This window comes from Brevundimonas sp. (assembly GCF_044239655.1).
GTDB lineage: Bacteria > Pseudomonadota > Alphaproteobacteria > Caulobacterales > Caulobacteraceae > Brevundimonas.
Window position 1 is genome coordinate 29981 of sequence record NZ_JBIIAY010000001.1, and the last position, 17505, is coordinate 47485.

General features: G+C 68.4%; 18 protein-coding genes. 10 read left to right on the forward strand and 8 right to left on the reverse strand.

Features of this window, described 5'->3' with window-relative positions:
* The first annotated feature begins 120 nt into the window (after positions 1 to 120).
* The 5 genes from mnmG to ACILQR_RS00180 are packed head-to-tail and all read left to right on the forward strand — an operon-like array spanning position 121 to position 4536.
* The gene (gene mnmG, locus ACILQR_RS00160; RefSeq protein ID WP_395649504.1) at positions 121 to 1998 is read left to right on the forward strand and encodes a tRNA uridine-5-carboxymethylaminomethyl(34) synthesis enzyme MnmG; all 1878 of its coding nucleotides are present in this window, start codon (positions 121 to 123) and stop codon (positions 1996 to 1998) included.
* Between the two features lie 44 nt (positions 1999 to 2042).
* Complete coding sequence (gene rsmG, locus ACILQR_RS00165; protein WP_395649553.1) at positions 2043 to 2609, forward strand: 16S rRNA (guanine(527)-N(7))-methyltransferase RsmG; 567 nt, start codon at positions 2043 to 2045, stop codon at positions 2607 to 2609.
* Positions 2599 to 3420 (forward strand): ParA family protein, encoded by an 822-nt coding sequence (locus ACILQR_RS00170; protein ID WP_395649505.1) that lies wholly within the window; start codon positions 2599 to 2601, stop codon positions 3418 to 3420. Before rsmG ends, ACILQR_RS00170 begins: the two co-directional genes overlap by 11 nt.
* A gap of 25 nt (positions 3421 to 3445) precedes the next feature.
* On the forward strand, positions 3446 to 4330 hold the full coding sequence (locus tag ACILQR_RS00175) for a ParB/RepB/Spo0J family partition protein (protein WP_395649506.1): 885 nt from the start codon (positions 3446 to 3448) through the stop codon (positions 4328 to 4330).
* A 26-nt stretch (positions 4331 to 4356) separates the two neighbouring features.
* The gene (locus tag ACILQR_RS00180) at positions 4357 to 4536 is read left to right on the forward strand and encodes a hypothetical protein (protein ID WP_271145810.1); all 180 of its coding nucleotides are present in this window, start codon (positions 4357 to 4359) and stop codon (positions 4534 to 4536) included.
* Positions 4537 to 4750: 214 nt separating this feature from the next.
* Here the strand turns inward: ACILQR_RS00180 and holA are convergent, their stop codons facing one another.
* The 4 genes from holA to ACILQR_RS00200 form a co-directional block, all read right to left on the reverse strand.
* Positions 4751 to 5803, reverse strand: a complete 1053-nt coding sequence (gene holA / locus ACILQR_RS00185) for a DNA polymerase III subunit delta (protein ID WP_395649507.1) — start codon at positions 5801 to 5803, stop codon at positions 4751 to 4753.
* A 142-nt stretch (positions 5804 to 5945) separates the two neighbouring features.
* A complete protein-coding gene (gene lptE, locus ACILQR_RS00190) occupies positions 5946 to 6392 on the reverse strand; it encodes an LPS assembly lipoprotein LptE (RefSeq protein ID WP_395649508.1) in 447 nt (148 codons plus the stop codon).
* Between the two features lie 41 nt (positions 6393 to 6433).
* Positions 6434 to 9022 (reverse strand): leucine--tRNA ligase, encoded by a 2589-nt coding sequence (leuS, locus tag ACILQR_RS00195; protein WP_395649509.1) that lies wholly within the window; start codon positions 9020 to 9022, stop codon positions 6434 to 6436.
* Positions 9023 to 9176: 154 nt separating this feature from the next.
* On the reverse strand, positions 9177 to 9662 hold the full coding sequence (locus ACILQR_RS00200; RefSeq protein WP_395649510.1) for a DUF3576 domain-containing protein: 486 nt from the start codon (positions 9660 to 9662) through the stop codon (positions 9177 to 9179).
* 348 nt (positions 9663 to 10010) lie between these two features.
* Between ACILQR_RS00200 and ACILQR_RS00205 the strand changes: the two genes are divergently transcribed.
* The gene (locus tag ACILQR_RS00205) at positions 10011 to 10403 is read left to right on the forward strand and encodes an NtrZ family periplasmic regulatory protein (protein WP_395649511.1); all 393 of its coding nucleotides are present in this window, start codon (positions 10011 to 10013) and stop codon (positions 10401 to 10403) included.
* Here the strand turns inward: ACILQR_RS00205 and ACILQR_RS00210 are convergent.
* The gene (locus ACILQR_RS00210) at positions 10400 to 11041 is read right to left on the reverse strand and encodes a thiamine phosphate synthase (protein ID WP_395649512.1); all 642 of its coding nucleotides are present in this window, start codon (positions 11039 to 11041) and stop codon (positions 10400 to 10402) included. The genes ACILQR_RS00205 and ACILQR_RS00210 overlap by 4 nt on opposite strands.
* On the opposite strand from ACILQR_RS00210, the gene ACILQR_RS00215 reads away from it, so the two are divergent.
* Both ACILQR_RS00215 and ACILQR_RS00220 read left to right on the forward strand, forming a co-directional pair.
* Complete coding sequence (locus ACILQR_RS00215; protein ID WP_395649513.1) at positions 11040 to 11768, forward strand: YggS family pyridoxal phosphate-dependent enzyme; 729 nt, start codon at positions 11040 to 11042, stop codon at positions 11766 to 11768. The genes ACILQR_RS00210 and ACILQR_RS00215 overlap by 2 nt on opposite strands.
* Before the next feature lie 61 nt (positions 11769 to 11829).
* Complete coding sequence (locus ACILQR_RS00220) at positions 11830 to 12516, forward strand: response regulator transcription factor (protein WP_271145818.1); 687 nt, start codon at positions 11830 to 11832, stop codon at positions 12514 to 12516.
* Positions 12517 to 12524: 8 nt separating this feature from the next.
* Here the strand turns inward: ACILQR_RS00220 and ACILQR_RS00225 are convergent, their stop codons facing one another.
* Both ACILQR_RS00225 and ACILQR_RS00230 read right to left on the reverse strand, forming a co-directional pair.
* Entirely contained in the window at positions 12525 to 13301 is a 777-nt protein-coding gene (locus ACILQR_RS00225; protein ID WP_395649514.1) for a sulfite exporter TauE/SafE family protein, read from the reverse strand.
* A 112-nt stretch (positions 13302 to 13413) separates the two neighbouring features.
* Positions 13414 to 14046, reverse strand: a complete 633-nt coding sequence (locus ACILQR_RS00230) for a response regulator (RefSeq protein WP_395649515.1) — start codon at positions 14044 to 14046, stop codon at positions 13414 to 13416.
* A gap of 212 nt (positions 14047 to 14258) precedes the next feature.
* Between ACILQR_RS00230 and prfA the strand changes: the two genes are divergently transcribed.
* Entirely contained in the window at positions 14259 to 15326 is a 1068-nt protein-coding gene (prfA, locus tag ACILQR_RS00235; RefSeq protein WP_292152368.1) for a peptide chain release factor 1, read from the forward strand.
* A 191-nt stretch (positions 15327 to 15517) separates the two neighbouring features.
* Here the strand turns inward: prfA and ACILQR_RS00240 are convergent, their stop codons facing one another.
* Complete coding sequence (locus tag ACILQR_RS00240) at positions 15518 to 16771, reverse strand: UbiH/UbiF/VisC/COQ6 family ubiquinone biosynthesis hydroxylase (protein WP_395649516.1); 1254 nt, start codon at positions 16769 to 16771, stop codon at positions 15518 to 15520.
* Between the two features lie 145 nt (positions 16772 to 16916).
* Between ACILQR_RS00240 and ACILQR_RS00245 the strand changes: the two genes are divergently transcribed.
* The gene (locus ACILQR_RS00245) at positions 16917 to 17486 is read left to right on the forward strand and encodes a hypothetical protein (protein WP_395649517.1); all 570 of its coding nucleotides are present in this window, start codon (positions 16917 to 16919) and stop codon (positions 17484 to 17486) included.
* Positions 17487 to 17505 lie beyond the last annotated feature (19 nt).

A 17505-nucleotide genomic window follows, 5' to 3' on the forward strand; every position in this document is an offset into this window, starting at 1 on the left:
ACCGAGTCGCCCCCTCCGTCTCCTCGCGAAGGCGCTCGGATCCACCTCCCCATCGGCTGCGCCGACAGGGAGGAGAACATAGCGTGGAAATTCCCCGCCGTTTCCCCTATGTCCCGCGCCATGAACTCCCCTTCGACCTTCGACGTCATCGTCATCGGCGGTGGCCATGCCGGCTGTGAGGCGGCGGCGGCTGCGGCACGGTCGGGCGCGCGCACCCTGCTGCTGACCCAGAAGCTCGAGACCATCGGCGAAATGTCGTGCAACCCGGCCATCGGCGGCCTGGGCAAGGGCCATCTGGTGCGCGAGATCGACGCCCTGGACGGCTTGATGGGACGGATCGGTGACAAGGCCGGGATCCAGTTCCGCCTGCTGAACCGGTCCAAGGGTGCTGCCGTCCAGGGGCCACGCAGCCAGATCGATCGCCGCCTGTACCGCGAGGCCATGCAGGCCGAGCTGGCCCGGACCCCGAACCTGACCCTGATGGCGGGGACCGCCGAGGGACTGATTCTCGACGGCGATCGCGTCTGCGGGGTGACGACCGGGGAGGGGGTGGCGATCCGCGCTGGGGCCGTGGTCCTGACCACGGGCACCTTCCTGAACGGCGTGATTCACTGCGGGGAGGAGCGGACGCCCGCCGGCCGACGCGGTGACGCGCCCTCGACCGGTCTGGCCGCCGACCTCTATGGCGCAGGCCTGTTGATGGGGCGGCTCAAGACCGGCACTCCGGCGCGGCTCGACGGTCGGACCATCGCCTGGGACCGGCTGGAGATGCAGGCGGCCGATGAGGTTCCTGTACCGTTCAGCTTCCTGACCGACCGGATCGACGTGCCCCAGATCGCCTGTGGCATCACTCACACGACCCAGGCAACCCACGACATCATCGCCGCCAACCTGGGTGAGAGCGCCGTCTATGGCGGCCACCTGACCGGACGCGGCCCGCGCTACTGTCCCTCGATCGAGGACAAGGTGGTGCGATTCGCCGACAAGACCTCGCACCAGGTCTTCCTGGAACCCGAGGGGCTGGACGATCCGACGGTCTATCCGAACGGCATCTCCACCTCGGTCTCGCCCGAGACCCAGATGGCGTTTCTGCGGACCATGCCCGGTCTGGAATCGGTCGAGGTTTTCCGCTTCGGCTATGCGATCGAGTACGATTATGTCGATCCGCGCGAGCTGACCCCCATGCTCGAGGTCAAGCGGCGGCCGGGCCTGTTTCTGGCCGGTCAGATCAACGGCACGACCGGGTATGAGGAGGCGGGGAGTCAAGGGTTGATTGCGGGGCTCAACGCGGCGCGTCTGGCTGCAGGTGCCTCGCAAATCCAGCTGGGGCGGGACCAGGCCTATATCGGGGTGATGATCGACGATCTGGTCACACGCGGTGTGACCGAGCCCTACCGGATGTTTACAAGCCGTGCGGAGTACCGTTTGACGCTTCGGGCCGATAACGCCGATCAACGGTTGACTCCACTTGGGATCGCGCTCGGCATCGTCTCGTCTGACCGCGCCGCACGATACGGGGCCAAGGCGGTCGCCCTCTCTGAGGCCTCGGCCCTGGTCCGCGAAACAACCTTCACCCCGAAGGAGGCGCAGGCGCTGGGCATCACCGTCAATCCCGATGGACAGCGGCGGACGATGCGCGATCTGCTGGCCTATCCCGGCGTGGACCTGTCGGCGTTCGTCGGTGCTCATCCCGGGATTGCCGATTGGCCCGCTTCTGTGCGCGAGCAGGTCGAGATCGACGCAGGCTATGCCGGCTATCTGGATCGGCAGGCCGCCGACGCCCAGGCCCTGCGTCGGGAAGAGTCGCTGGCCCTGGGACACGACATCGACTACGCGGCGATCGGCGGCCTGTCGAACGAGCTGTGCGAGAAACTCAGCCTGGTGCGGCCCACGACCCTGGGCCAGGCCGGCCGGATCGAGGGCATGACGCCCGGTGCCCTGACCGCGCTCTTGTCGCACGTGAAACGTTCCGCCAAAGCGGACACCGTCGCCGCGTGACCCCCGCAGAGTTTCAAACGGCGACCGGGGCCTGGCCCGAGCGGATGGCGGACCTCGCCGTCTTCCTCGATCGGCTGACGGAGGCCAATGCGGTGATGAATCTTGTCGGGCCCGACAGCCTGCCGGACTTCTGGAACCGCCACGCCTTCGATTCGGCCCAACTGCTCGACCTCGCGCCCGAGGCCCGCACCTGGGCCGATTTGGGGGCCGGGGCAGGGTTCCCGGGGGTCGTTCTGGCGATCCTGTTGAAAGGCCGTGCCGACGCCCATGTCTGGCTGATCGATTCGCTCCAGAAGCGCTGCCGTTTCCTCCAGACTGTCGTCGACGAACTGGACCTGCCGGCGACCGTCGTCTGGGGCCGGGCCGAGGAACAGGAGATCAAGGTCGATGTCGTGACGGCCCGCGCGGTCGCCCCGCTGGAGAAACTTCTGGGTTATGCACAGCCCTATCTGAAGTTCGGTGCACAAGGTCTGTTTCTCAAGGGAGAGAAGGCCGAAGCCGAGTTGCAAGAGGCCCGCAAGGTCTGGCAAGTGGATGCAGACCTCTCCGTCTCCCGCAGCGATCCGCGCGGACGAATCCTAACCGTCAGGACACTGCGCCGTGGCTCTTGAACGCGAAAAGCGAACCCGTGTGCTTGCCGTCTCCAACCAGAAGGGTGGGGTGGGCAAGACGACGACGGCCATCAACCTGGGCACGGCCCTGGCGGCGATCGGGGAAAAAGTCCTGATCGTCGACATGGACCCCCAGGGCAATGCCTCGACGGGTTTGGGTGTTCCACGTGAAACACGCCGGATCACGATTTACGACGTGGTGGTCGACGGACGGTCGGTCCACGAAGCGGCGGTCCAGACCAGCGTCCCGGGCCTGTTCATCATCCCCGCCGATGCCGATATGTCGGGTGTCGAGATCGAACTGAGTCAGGCAGACCGGCGATCCTATCGACTGCGCGATGCCCTCGAAAAGCCCGCCGATGCTGGCCATACCGCGTATGACTACGTCCTCATCGACTGCCCGCCGTCCCTGAACCTTCTGACGCTCAACGCCATGGCGGCCGCCGACGGGGTGCTGGTGCCCCTGCAGTGCGAATTCTTTGCGCTGGAGGGCCTGACGCAGTTGATGAAGACGATCGAGATGGTCCGTCAGAGCCTGAACCCGTCTCTGGAAATCCAGGGTCTGGTCCTGACCATGTACGATCGCCGCAATGCCCTGTCGGGTCAGGTAGCGGCCGATGTACGCAGCCATTTCGGCGACAAGGTCTATGACGCCGTCATTCCCCGCAACGTCAGGGTCTCGGAGGCCCCGTCGTTCGGCAAGCCTGTCCTGATCTATGACCTGAAATGCACCGGCAGCCAGGCCTATCTGCGCCTCGCCAAGGAAGTGGTCGGCCGCGAGCGCCGTCGCCGCGCCCAACTCGCCGCCTGAACCTTAACGAACGGAATTGCCTGAAGTGTCTGAACGTCAACGCGGTCTGGGTCGCGGTCTGTCTGCCCTGATGGGTGAGACCATCAACGAACCGGTGTCGGTCACCGGTGATGCATCGCGTGGCGTCACCACCCTGCCGATCGAGCAGATCAAGCCCAACCCCCACCAGCCCCGCAAGATCTTCGCCCAGGAACAGCTGGACGAACTGGCCAACTCCATCCGCGACAAGGGGGTGCTCCAGCCCATCCTCGTGCGGCCGATCACCGGACAGGCCGACCTGTACCAGATCGTCGCCGGCGAACGCCGCTGGCGCGCGTCCCAGGCGGCCCGCCTGACCGAGGTGCCCGTCGTCATCCGCGAAATGGACGACGCCGAGGTCTTCGAGGTCGCGATCATCGAGAACGTCCAGCGCGCCGACCTGAACCCCATCGAAGAGGCCGAGGCCTACAAACAGCTGATGGAACAGTTCGCCCGGACCCAGGACATGGTCGCCGGCATCGTCGGCAAGAGCCGCAGTCACGTCGCCAACACCATCCGCCTGTTGCAACTCCCCGACGGGGTCATCGACTATGTCCGCGACGGTCGGCTCAGCGCCGGCCATGCCCGGGCCCTGGTCACCGCGCCCGACCCCGCAGCCCTCGCAGAACAGGTCCACCGCGACGGCCTGAACGTGCGCCAGACCGAAGCGCTGGCCCGCAAGGCCGCCGCAGGTCCGGCCGCGCCAGTGACGAAGGCCGGAGGCGGTTCCCGCGAGGGAGCCGCTGACATCGCGGCGCTGGAGAACGACCTCGCCGACGCCCTGGGGCTCAAGGTATCGCTCGCCGACAGGGGCGGGAAGGGGGACCTGGTCCTGTCCTACGCCACGCTCGAACAGCTCGACGATCTCTGTCGGCGTCTTATGCGCCTGTAGCGGCCATCCCGTGCTAGGCTGACGCCATGAACGATACGCCTGAGACCCCCGCCGAAGCCCTGAAACGCGTCCTCGCCGCCAAGAAGGCCGGTGCAGCCGGCGGTGGCGGTGGCTTCAAACCCGCCCAGCACGCCGAAAAGGCCGCCCAGGCCAAGAGCGCCGCCATGGCCAAGCCCGCATTCAAGAAGGCGTCGAAGCGGGGATAGGTGGCATCTCCTCCCCGTGCGTAGCATGGGGAGGTGGCGCGGCTCGGCTTCGAGCCGTGACGGAGGGGGCGACACGCTTTCTCCGAGGGGCCTCCCAAGCCCCGGTTCAAGGCAGCGAGACGCCCCCTCCGTCAGCTCGCAAGAGGCTCGCTGCCTGAGGACGGCTCGTATACGAGCCGCCCGCAGCCCCATCGCTTCGCGACGGGGAGGAGAGCTACAACCCCAGACGCTTGGCCCGCGCCGCAATCTCCAGCAGCAGCCGTTCGGCGATCAGGGCCTCGGGCATTCCCGTCGTCTTCGTCGCCACATCGGCGGTGTTGATGCTGTCCAGCACCCGGTCGAGGTCGTCGAGGCGCCAGGCGCGGGCCTGACGCAGCATTTCGGCCTCCTGTTTCCAGAAGACGCCGGCAGCCTTGGCGGCCTCCTTGGCGCCGCTGCCGGTCTCCTGAAGCACATTGATGCGCCGCAGCTTGCCCAGGTGGATCGAGGCCTGACGCACCGCCATGACGGCGCTCTCGCCCTCGGCGAGCGCGCGGCGCAGGCCCGACTGCGAGGGCGCGGGACGTCCGCCGAAGGCCTGCAGTGCCGCGTCCTGAAGCGAGGCGTCGGGTTCGACCCCCAGATGGGCCTCCAGCTCGGCCACGTCGATCTGACGGCCCGAGCCGGGACCGATATAGAGCACCAGCCGCTCGATCTCCTGGCGCATCAGGCCGCGCTCGCGGGGCAGGCGGGACACGAACCGGTCGAGCGCATCGGACGTCAGCGACACCTTTTCCCCGGCCAGGGCCTCGCGGGTCATGCGGGCGACGTCGCCGGTCTCGTCCTCGTAGCAGACGATGGCGGCCGAGCCCTTGCCGGCCTCGGCGGCCTTGCGCAGCGCGGACTCGCGGCCAAGCGCGCCAGCCTCGATGACCAGCATGGCGTCGGGGTTGAAGCCGCCGTCGCCGTGGGTCTTGACCACGGCCGCCAGCATCTTGTCGATCGAGGCCTTGTCGCCACCCAATCGCACGCGGATCAGACGCCGTCCGCCGATCATGCTGAGCGCCGTCAGGGCCTCTTCCAGCCGCGCCTCATCGCCGTCGATATCGCTGTCGGTCAGGACGGTGACGTTGAAGGGGTCGTTGAGGTCCGGTGTGACCGTCTTGCACAGGACGGTGGCGCGCTCGGAGACGCCCGAGCGGTCCTTGCCATGAATGAGGACGGCCCGGATCCCTGCGTCCGGACGGGCCAGGAAGCGGTCGATCTCGGGCCGCTTGGCCAGGATCATGAGAAAATCCTCACCCGGAGCGTAGCGAACGGGGGAGGGGGACCGCCGCAGGCGGTGGAGGGGGCGAAACCAAGCGTGGTGTCTGGGGTCGCCCCCTCCACCACTTCGTGGTCCCCCTCCCCCGCGAAGAGGCGGGTGAGGATCACTGGGACAGCGCCCTGAGGATATCCAGACGGATCAGTCGGGCCAGTTCGGCGGCGGCGCGGTCCTCGCCGTCCTGCTGGGCGGCGATAGCGGCGTAGGGTTGGTCGGCGGCGGCGTAGGTCAGGGTCGCGGTCTCGACGCCGGTCAGGGGCGTGCCCGCGCCTGTGGGCGTCAGTGTCCAGGCCGTGCGGACGGTCAGTTCATAGCGGGTGGCGGTATCGTCGATCCGGCGGCCGAGCGGACGGCGGCTCTGTTCGGTCAGGGTGGTCAGGCGCCAGGCCGGTTGCGATCCCCGGTCCCAGCCGAGGGAGTCCTCGAGTTGTTCGCGCAGGCGATAACCCAGACGGTTGTCCTCGGCCGTCACCGCGATCCGCGACATGACCGGAGCGCCGCCCGTGGCGTACATCGGCGTAAATCCGCAGGCGCTGGTCAACAGTCCCGCCATCGAAATCGCAACGAGGCTAAGCGCCGCCGGGCGCCCCCGGCTCATCCGGCTACCAGATTGACGATGCGGTCGGGCACGACGATGACCTTGCGGATGGATTGGGCGTTGGCTTCCAGATAGGCCTGAACGGCGGGATTGGCGAGCGCCTCGGCTTCGACGGCCTTGGGATCGGCCCCGCGCGGCATCGTGATCTCGCCCCGGCGCTTGCCGTTGATCTGGATGGGAAGGACGACCTCGTCATCGGCGGCGAGGCCTGCGTCGAAGACGGGCCATGGGGCGTCCAGGACCATGCCGTCTTGGCCCAGCCGCGCCCAGGCTTCCTCGGCCAGGTGGGGGGTGAAGGGGGCGATCAACCGGGCCAGGGCCGACAGGGCCTGCGCCTTCGCCGCACCGCCCGCGTCCTTCGCGTCACGGACCGTGGCCAGAAAGGCGTACAGTTTCGCGATGGCCGAGTTGAAGCGGAAGCCTTCGACGCCTTCGGACACGGCCGTGATGGCCTTGTGGGTCTCGCGGACCATGGCGGTGTTGGCCGTCGCGTCGCCCTCGGGAGCCGCATCATAGGCGTCGAACTCGGCCCAGACGCGCTGGACGAAGCGGCTGGCGCCCTCGACCCCGCCGGGGGTCCACTGGACATCGCGCTCGGGCGGTGAGTCGGACAGGACGAACAGGCGGCCCGCGTCGACGCCGTGGCTGTCGAGGATTTCCTGCGGCGCGACGACGTTCTTCTTGGACTTGGACATCTTCTCGATGTCGCCGATCATCAGGGTCTCGCCGGTCGAGAGCTGACGGGCGCTGCGGACACCGTTGTCGTTCTTCAGGTCCACGTCGGTCGGTTCGACCCAGCCCCCGTCGGCGCGGCGATAGGTCTCGTGGACCACCATCCCTTGCGTGAACAGGCCGGCGAAGGGCTCGCGCACCGACAGCATCCCGGCGTCGGCCAGGGCGCGGGTCACGAACCGGGCATAGAGCAGGTGCAGGACCGCGTGTTCGACCCCGCCGATATACTGGTCGACCGCCAGCCAGTGGTCGGCGGCGGCGGCGTTGATCGGCTCGGCCGCCGTGGGATCGGGGAAACGGGCGAAATACCAGCTGGAATCGACGAAGGTGTCGAGGGTGTCGGTCTCGCGCGTCGCATCGGCCCCGCAGGACGGGCATTTGACGTGTTTCCAGGTCGGGTGCCGGGCCAGGGGGTTGCCGGGCACGTCGAAGGTCACGTCATCGGGCAGGACGACGGGCAACTGGTCCGCCGGAACCGGAACGACGTCGCAGGCCTCGCAGTGGATGACCGGGATCGGACAGCCCCAGTACCGCTGTCGGCTGACGCCCCAGTCGCGCAGGCGATAGATGGTCGCCCCCTTGCCCTGACCGGCGGCCTCTATGCGTTCGATCGCGGCGGCCTTGGCGTCTTCGACCGACAGGCCGTCCAGGAAGTCGGAGTTGAAGATGGAGCCCGGACCGACATAGGCCTCGGTCCCGATCTCGACGGTGTCGGCCCCGTCGGGCCTGACCACGGGGGTGACGGGCAGGTCGTATTTGCGGGCGAAGTCCAGGTCGCGCTGGTCGTGGGCGGGGCAGCCGAAGATGGCCCCCGATCCGTAGGTTGAGAGCACGAAATTGGCCGCCCAGACCGGCAGGGTCTTGTCGGGGTCGAAGGGATGGCGAACGCGGACGCCCAGGTCCACACCCAGCTTTTCGGCCTTCTCGATGTCGGCTTCACTGGTGCTGGTCCGGGCGCAGGCCTCGGCGAAGGCGGCGACGTCGGGGCGATGGGCGGCGATCGCCTTGGTCAGAGGATGGTCGGGGGCCAGGGCCAGGAAACTGGCCCCGAACAGGGTGTCAGGCCGGGTCGTATAGACCTCGATCGGGTCGCGGGCGTGGTTGGGTTCGCCTTCGGGCGAGGCGGGCAGGAAGTCGGGGGCGACCGTGATATCCCACCACAGGGTCGCGCCCTTGGACTTGCCGATCCAGTTTTCCTGCATCAGCCGGACCTTGTCGGGCCAGCGGCCTTCCAGGGTCTTCAACCCCTCGATCAGGTCGTCGGCATAGTCGGTGATACGCAGGAACCACTGGTTCAGCTTGCGCTTCTCGACGATCGCGCCCGAGCGCCAGCCCCGCCCGTCGATGACCTGTTCGTTGGCCAGGACGGTGTTGTCGACGGGGTCCCAGTTGACCACGCCATCCTTGCGATAGACCAGACCGCGCCGGTACAGCTCCAGGAACCAGGCCTGCTGCTTGCCGTAGTATTCGGGATCGCAGGTGGCGAATTCGCGGCTCCAGTCCAGCGACAGGCCCAGCAGCTTCAGCTGCTCGCGCATCGCGGCGATATTGTCGTAGGTCCAGCCCTTGGGATGGATGCCCCGCTCCATGGCCGCGTTCTCGGCCGGCATGCCGAAGGCGTCCCAGCCCATGGGATGCAGGACATCGAAGCCCTGGGCGCGCTTGTGACGCGCCACGACGTCGCCCATCACATAGTTGCGGGCGTGACCCATGTGGATGTTCCCCGACGGATAGGGAAACATCTCGAGCACATAGTATTTCGGCCGGCCGGTATCCTTCGCGACGAAGGCGTCGGCCTGGGCCCAGCGCGCCTGCTGGCGGGGTTCGGCGGTCTTGGAGTCGTAACGGGCCACGGGAATCCTGGAAGCGGAGAGGGCGATCCCCTCCGCGCTCACATAGCCCGAATGGCAAGACGGCCCAAGAAAATCGGGACGCGCGTCGCGCTCAAGCCGCGAGGCTCCGCGAGCAGAGCGTTAGCGCCCCAAAAGAGAGCGGGTTGAGCCTGGCTCAGCCCGCGTTGGCGAGGTTCAGCTGACGCGCCTTGGTCAGGATGGCGTTCTCGAGGTCGGTCTCGGTCTGGGCGGCGACGGGCGCGCTGGTCCAGGCCCCCGAGGCATCCTTGACCTCTTTCGTCACCGTGACGTTCAGGGCGTCGGCCCGCAGACGGGTGTCGAGGATGAAGACCGTGGCCTTGAAACGCTCGTTCGGCGTCTGGGGGTTGACGTACCAGTCATAGTTGACGACCCCGCCCCACGGATCGGCGGTCATCAGGGGCATGAAGCTGAGGGTGTCGAGGGTGGCGCGCCACAGATAGGCGTTGACGCCGATCCCGGCCTGGGCCGCCGCCGTGCGGGCCGCCGTGTCGTCGCGCTTGCCCATGAAGGGGATGCCGCCACAGGCGGACAGCAACAGGCCGGAGGCGATGGCGGCGATCGCGACACTCCGGGTCAGGGTCGTTGACCGGGTCCTGGCCGTCGCTGTGTGGGGGGCCATCAAGAAAATCTCCGTCAAGTCTGTGGACGCCGAACCGCTTGAGCCTGACGGCCGCGCAGGGGCGACAGCGCCGCCTCTGCAAGGTCGGCACCGTAGCGTGGCTCTATAACACGCTGAAAAGGGGCAATGACAAGGCGAAGCTGCCCCCTTGGCGTTGCAAGCGACCGGCCCGGCCCCCACCTGTCGCGTGACGCATGGGCCACAGCCCGGTCCAGAGTCGCTGGAACCAGGGTGATTTGGGCTCGTTGCGTTGACCGAACGGTCGCGGGGTGTCTAATCGCGGCTGTTCACGGTGAAGACACCGGTTCGTCTGTAGCGCGGCCTGTCGGTCGCGATGAAGGGTTGGAAATGCGGTTCGGCGCGATCATCGCAGGACTTATCGGGGCCGCCGCCCTTGTGACCGTCGCCGGAGAAGCCTCCGCGCAGACGCGTTCGCGCGCGCCCGCCGTTTCCCTGTCCGAAGCCTCCGCCGCCCAGAGTTCGCAGGCCGCCCCGCAACGTCGTGGCCTGCGCTGGAACGAGAACGGTCGCTGGGGCCTGAACTTCAACATGAACCAGCCCGTGGGCCGCGAAGCCCGTTGGGGTGACGCCGAAGCCGGTGCCTACTATTCGGTCACGCCGCGCCTCAGCGTCGGTGCCGCCGCCACCCTGGGCCGTCAGGTTCAGGATCCGGCCCGTGCCCCCGAGACCGATCGCCGCTCCCAGCCGCGCATCCGTCTGGAATCGATCTTCCGCTTCTAGGGTTTCGGCCCGAAGGCCTGCTGGATGGCATCAACGCCAGCCAATCCGCACGCGCCGCTCCCGGCCAACCGGCCCACCGTCTCCAGACCCAAGCCGCCCAGAGCATAGACCGGCAGGCCGGTTGACCGAACGAGGGCCACGATCGCCTCGACCCCCAGGGCCGGCTTCACGGACGACGTCCCACCCGCTTTGAAGATCGGCGACAGCACCAGGGCGTCGAGACCGTCGGGCGCAGCCCCTTCCGGCAGATGGCGGGCCGCCGTCAGCAGCCAGTCGGGATTGCGCGCCCGCAGCGCCGCCGCCTGGCCCGCCGCCCGTTCGGGCAGGTGGACCCCGTCCGCTTCGATCCGTTCGGCCAGGTCGGCATCCAGCCCGATCAGCAATCTGACGCCCCGATCGGTGGTGATCCGGCGCAGGTGTCGGCCCACAACCTCGGCGTCCTCTCGTCCAAAGCCCCGATACACCACGCAGGCCCCCTCCGGCAGGCGCTCGGCCGTCCGCAACGGCTCTGGCGTCCTCACCGGGTCGGTGAAGAACAGCAGGGGCGGCAATCGGCGCGGGCTGACAGGCGCAGCGGCGCGGGCTAGAGCCACGGCGGCGTCCCACAGTGTCCTTGCGTCGCCCGAGAGGTCCATCATGCCCTCATCTCCTGTCGAGAGCCCCGCGTCCATATGGCCCGCGTCCATCGCCGACCGGCTGGCCCTGATCGACGGGCGCATCCGGGCCGCCGCCGAGGCCTGCGGTCGCGATCCCGCCTCCGTCACCCTCACCGTCGTGTCGAAGACGCAAGGCCGCGAGGCGATCGACGCCGCCCTGGCCGCCGGGGCGAGCGTCTTCGGCGAAAACCGGGTGCAGGAGGCGCAAACGCGCTGGACCGAGGAACGCGCCCGGTCCGCCGACGTCGAGCTGCGGCTGATCGGGGCCCTGCAGTCCAACAAGGCGGCCGATGCGGTGGCCCTGTTCGACGTCATCGAGACCCTGGACCGCGACAGCCTGGCCCGGGCCCTGGCCACGGCGATCCAGAAGGCCGGCCGGTCGCCGCGCCTGCTGGTCCAGGTCAATACCGGCGAGGAGCCGCAGAAGGCCGGCATCATCCCCCGCGACCTCGACGCCTTCCTGAACAGCGCCCGCGACGACTACGGCCTGTCGGTCGAGGGTCTGATGGCCATTCCGCCGGTGGACGAGGCGGCGGGGCTGCATTTCGCCCTGCTGGCCAGGCTCGCCGAGCGGAACGGCCTGAAGGTCCTGTCCATGGGGATGAGCGGCGATTTCGAGACGGCGATTCGGTTCGGCGCAACCCATGTCCGGGTCGGATCGGCGATCTTCGGGGAACGAAAGTCGCCCGAGGCACCCTCTAGGGTCTGATTCCGCTTCATTTTCCCGCTCGCCCTTGGCGGATGGGCCAAGCCTCGCCATTGTTACTGACATGCCCACAGCCAAGACCCTGCTCATCATCGACGACGACGACGACCTGCGCGAGGCCCTGGCCGAACAGCTGGCGCTGCACGAGGAGTTCCGCACGGTTCAGGCCGCGACGGCCACCGAGGGCGTGCGGCTGGGGCGAGAGATCCGCGCCGACCTGATCCTGCTGGACGTGGACCTGCCCGACATGGACGGGCGCGAGGCCTGCCGCCTGTTGCGCAAGGACGGGGTCTCGACCCCCGTCATCATGCTGACGGCCCAGGATTCGGACGCCGACACCGTGCTGGGGCTGGATTCGGGGGCCAACGACTATGTGACCAAGCCCTTCCGGTTCGCGGTCCTGCTGGCCCGCATCCGTGCGCACCTGAGAAGCCACGAACAGTCCGAGGACGCCGTCTTCGCCATCGGCCCCTACGAGTTCCGCCCGGCGGGCAAGCTGCTGCTCGACGACAAGGGCAAGAAGATCCGGCTGACGGAAAAAGAGACCAATATCCTGAAATACCTCTATCGCGCCGGGGCCAAGCCGATCTCGCGCGAGGAACTGCTGACCGAGGTCTGGGGCTACAACGCCGGGGTCACGACCCACACCCTGGAAACGCACATCTACCGCCTGCGCCAGAAGATTGAGCCCGAGCCCGGCGCGGCGCGGTTGTTGCTGACCGACGCGGGCGGGTATCGCCTCCAGCCCTGAAGGCCGGCTCAGAGCACCCCGAACAGCCGCAGCGCCTGATAGCCGGCGCTGAACAGCACCACCGCGCCGACGCCGTAGGTCAGCACGCGCTTGGGGGCGATGCGGGCGATGATGCCGGCGAAGGGCGCGGCCAGCAGGCCGCCGACGATCAGTCCGATCACCGACATGGCGTGGTCCACCACCCCGTCCGCCTGTTGCCAGTGACCGGTCAGCAGGGCCGCCAGGAAGGTGGCCGAGATGGTCGCGGTGACGAAGAACTCCGCCGTATTGGCCGTGCCGATCGAGATGCGCGGATCCTGACCCGAGCCGACCATGGTGGTAGTGACGGTGGGGCCCCAGCCGCCGCCGCCGATGGCATCGAAGAAGCCCCCGACCAGTCCCAGCGGTCCGGCCAGCCTGGTCGGAAACACCCGCTCTCGGGTCTGTTTGGTCGCGCGCCAGATGATGACCAGGCCCATGATCGACAGATAGGCGGTGATCCAGGGCTTCAGCAGGTCGCCGTCGATACTGGTCAGGACGAAGGCCCCCAGGCCCCCGCCCAGCGCCCCGCCCAGGGCCAGGGGCACGAACAGGCCCCAGTTGACGTTCTTGTTGACCGCGTGGGACCCGGCCGAGGCGGCCGTTGTGAAGACCTCGGCGGCATGGACGCTGGCCGAGGCTGTCGCCGGCGGCACCCCGAAGGCCAGCAGCACCGTCGACGAGATCACGCCATAGGCCATGCCCAGGGCACCATCGACGATCTGGGCACCGAAACCGACGAGCAGGAAGATCCAGAAATCTTGCATGGAGGCCTGTGTTGAAACCGTGGTCAGGTTTTCAGATGCGACCGGCCCACGGTAAAGCGACAAATCCTAGCGGCCGAGGGGAGTATTCCTCGCATCGTCAGGGCGATAAGGCTCAGCCGGCTCCGATGCGCGCCACCGCGTCCAGCACCTCGCGGCCCGTATAGGGTTTGAGCACCAGGGCCTCGGCCAGTTCGGCGTGGCGCGCGGCGGCGGGCAGATCGCCCGACAGGAACAGGCTGCGCACGCCCCAGCGGGTCTTGAGCGTCCGGGCAAGCGTGATGCCGTCCCCCTCGCCCGACAGATTGATGTCCAGCAGCGCCAGGTCGATCGGCTGGAGCGCGGCCATCGCCTCGGCTGCCTCGGCGTTGTGGAAGGGTCCGATGATGCGGTGACCGGCCTCGGACAGCAGGGCGGTCAGGTCGGCGGCCATCTCCGGATCGTCCTCGACCAGCATCAGGGTGTAGGTCTCGGTCGAGACCGGCGTCGTGGCGTCGCCGGGTGCGGTCTGGCGGATCAGGACGGCGCGCAAGTCGGCCCAGACCTCGGTGTCGGCTCGGTCGATGTCCAGGTCATAGACCCCGGCTAGGGCCTTGAGCTCGGCCGATGCGGTTTCGGTCATGCCGCCGGGTGCCTGACCCAGCAGGCGATCGTAGAGGGCGCACAGGCGTTCGATACTGTCCTGAAGCGGGGCCTCGCCCGGGCCTTGGTTCTCCGCAGAGGATGTTTCGGGGGGACGGTCGAACATCGGGGCAGCCTCCGGGGTTGAACAGCAGCACCGCACCTAAGCCTCGGCGGCCCTGTCCGTAACCGCCTCTGACGCCAACGTGAGACCGGCTCACATGGCGGTCACAATTTCGCCATCGCGCGGATCGGCCGCACGGCGGGCTCGGCCGCATCGACATCACGGCGTCTGTCGGCGTAAAGACCGCCCTCTTTCCAGAACAGGTGACCTCTCCCTTGCGACTGCCCCAGGCCCGGCTCGATCAGGTGCTCGACCGCTTCCACCAGGTGGAGGCGCGGATGGGTGCGGCCAGCGATGGACAGGAGATCGTGCGCCTGTCCAAGGAGCACGCCGAGATGAAGCCGGTCGCCGACGCGGTTCAGGCCCTGGCCCGGGCGCGCGCCGAGATCGAGGATCTGGCCGGGATGGCCGAGGACCCCGAGATGGCGGCCATGGTCGCCGACGAGCTGGAGACCCTGAACGCCCGGCTGCCGGACATGGAGCGGGACGTCGCCCTGTTGCTGGCCCCGCGCGACGCCGACGAAAATGCCTCGGCCGTGCTGGAAGTTCGCGCCGGCACCGGCGGGGACGAGGCCGCGATCTTCGCCGGCGACCTGTTCCGGATGTATTCGCGCTACGCCTCGACGCGCGGCTGGCGGGTCGAACTGGACTCGGCGACCGAGGGCGACGCCGGCGGCTACAAGGAAATCATCGCCACCGTCACCGGCGACGGCGTGTTTGGCCGGCTCAAGTTCGAGTCAGGCGTCCACCGGGTCCAGCGCGTCCCGGCGACGGAGACGCAAGGCCGCATCCACACCTCGGCCGCCACGGTCGCGGTCCTGCCCGAGGTCGAGGACGTCGAGATCGATATCCAGGACAAGGACATCCGTATCGACACCTTCCGCGCCTCCGGCTCGGGCGGCCAGCACGTCAACAAGACCGATTCCGCCGTGCGCATCACCCACTTCCCGTCCGGGATCGTGGTGACGTCCTCGGAAAAGTCGCAGCACGTCAACCGCGACAAGGCGATGAAGAACCTGCGGGTGCGCCTCTACGACATGCAGCGCCAGATGAAGGACAACGCCCGCTCGGATGCGCGCAAGTCCCAGGTCGGCTCGGGCGATCGCTCCGAACGCATCCGCACCTACAACTATCCGCAAGGCCGGGTGACCGACCACCGCATCGGCCTGACCCTGCACAGCCTGCCCCAGATCATCGAGGGCGACATCGACCCCCTGCTGAACGCCCTGATCGCCGAGGATCAGGCCGCCCGGCTGGCGGACCTGGAGGCGGAGTTTTCGTAATTCTCCTCCCCGTTTGCGGAGCAAATGAGGAGGTGGCGCGGCGCTTCTTCAGCGCCGTGACGGAGGGGGCGACTCGGTGCCTGGGGTAGGGTCGCTCGGGTCTGATCGGACAGAGCGAGTCGCCCCCTCCGTCTCGCCGCAAGTGCGGCGATCCACCTCCCCATTCGCCAAGCGGCGAACGGGGAGGAGAACTACACCACCTCGCCTCGCAGCAACCTCGGCAGATCGCCCGTCGCGCCGCCGGCCTCGCGCATGAAGGCGCGGCGGAGCGGCCCGATGCGGTTGACGGCCGCCATGCCGAGGTCCCGGGCCAGCCGGATCGGAGCGTGGTCGTTGGAGAACAGCCGCACGAAGCCGTCGAAACCGGCCGCCAGCGCCGCATTGTCGAACCGGCGCCAGCGGGCGTACTGCTCCAGCACCCCGACCGAGCCGATATCGAGCCCGAGCCGCATCGCCTCGATCAGCACTTCGGCCAGGGCGGCGGCGTCCTTCAGCCCCATGTTCAGCCCCTGGCCCGCTACTGGATGCACCCCATGGGCCGCGTCGCCGATCAGGGCGGTGCGCGGCGCGGTTAGAGCCTCGGCCAGGTCGAGCGCCAGCGGATAGACGAAGCGGGGGCCCTCAGGCGTCGCGCCATCCAGGAACTCGCCGAACCGCCGCATCAGGTGCGACTGAAAGGCCTCGTCCGAACAGTCGCGCAGGGCCTCGGCCGCGCGGGTGGTCTCGGTCCAGACCAGGCTGGCGCGCTGGTCGGTCAGGGGCAGGATGGCGAAGGGGCCCGAGGGCAGGAAATATTCGTGGGCCACGCCGCCGTGGGGCCGACCCAGCCGGACCGTGGCCACGACCCCGCTCTGGCCATAGGTCCAGCCGACCGTGCCGATGCCGGCGGCCTTGCGCACGACGGAACCCCGCCCCTCGGCCCCGACGACCAGAGGTGCCCTCAGAACCGTGCCATCCGTCAGGGTCACACTCGCCCCGAAGCCGTCGGTGGTGACCGACGCGACGGACGCAGGGGCCCGCACCTCGATCCCGGCATCCGTCACGCCCTGCGCCAGGGCGGCGCGGATGTGGCGGTTCTCGACCATGTATCCGAGGGGCTCGCCGCCGTTGGCGTCGCCGATCTCGGCCGCGTCGAACCGCAGATAGGCCGGGGACATCGCCTTGGACGCCGCGCCGGGACGGCGTCCGTCGGTGACCAGGATGTGATCCATGCGACAGGCGTTCGGCCGCAGGGCCTCGCCGATGCCCAGCGCGTCCAGCATCCGGAAGGTCGAATAGGCCACCGCCGTCGACCGCCCGTCGAAGGTCGGGGCCAGCTGGGCGCTGAAAGGCTGGGGATCGATCAGGACGACCTTCAGCCCCCCTTGCGCGGCGGCGAGGGCGAATGTGGCTCCGGCCATGCCGGCGCCGGCGATGATGACGTCATGGGTGAAGGGCGATGCCATGGCCGCTTGTCGCGCCGCAGGGGCCCCGCGTCCAGTGGCGGGAGGTCGCAGACCCTGAAAGCCATTCACCTTCGCTTCACCCTTTCCGCACACCGGGCGTCAAGACGGCGGTGCCTAGTGTGCCGGTTGATATCGGAGGGCCAGAATGGCGCGCGCACAGTTTCAAAAGGGCCAGAAGGTCTGGGTCGAATGCGTCGGCGCATGGGCCAGTATCGAAAAGGTCCAGCCGGTCTGGGCCAAGGGTTTCGACGAACCGGTCCGGGTCACCTACGACATCGGCCTGGGTCGCGAGTTTCTGGCCAATGAGCTGATGCTGCCGGTCGAGGACGAGGCGGGGTCGGACCTGGGCGACTGGCGGCTGCTCCGGGCCCGCAACAAGTGGCAACAGGCCGACGATGTGCCGCATCATCCGGTGCCGGGCACCTATCCCGTCGTGGTCACCGATCCTGCCGACTGGGGCGGCTGGCGCGTGCCGGGGGCCGAATACGACCGCGATCCCGAGCGGATCGAGTTCCAGGCCCGGCTGATCGCCGCCGCGCCGCGCCTGCTGGCCTTGGCCCAGGCCCTGGTCGACAGCGTCGCCGAAAGCCCCGACGACGCCCCGCCCGAGACCCTGGCCCTGGCCCGCAGGGCCCGCGAGGTGCTCAAGACCGTCACCGACGTCCTGGCCCCGCCGCCTGAACAGGCCGCGCCGAGGCCCCGCGTCGCTGCCTGAATCGTCCAAAGGTTTGGTT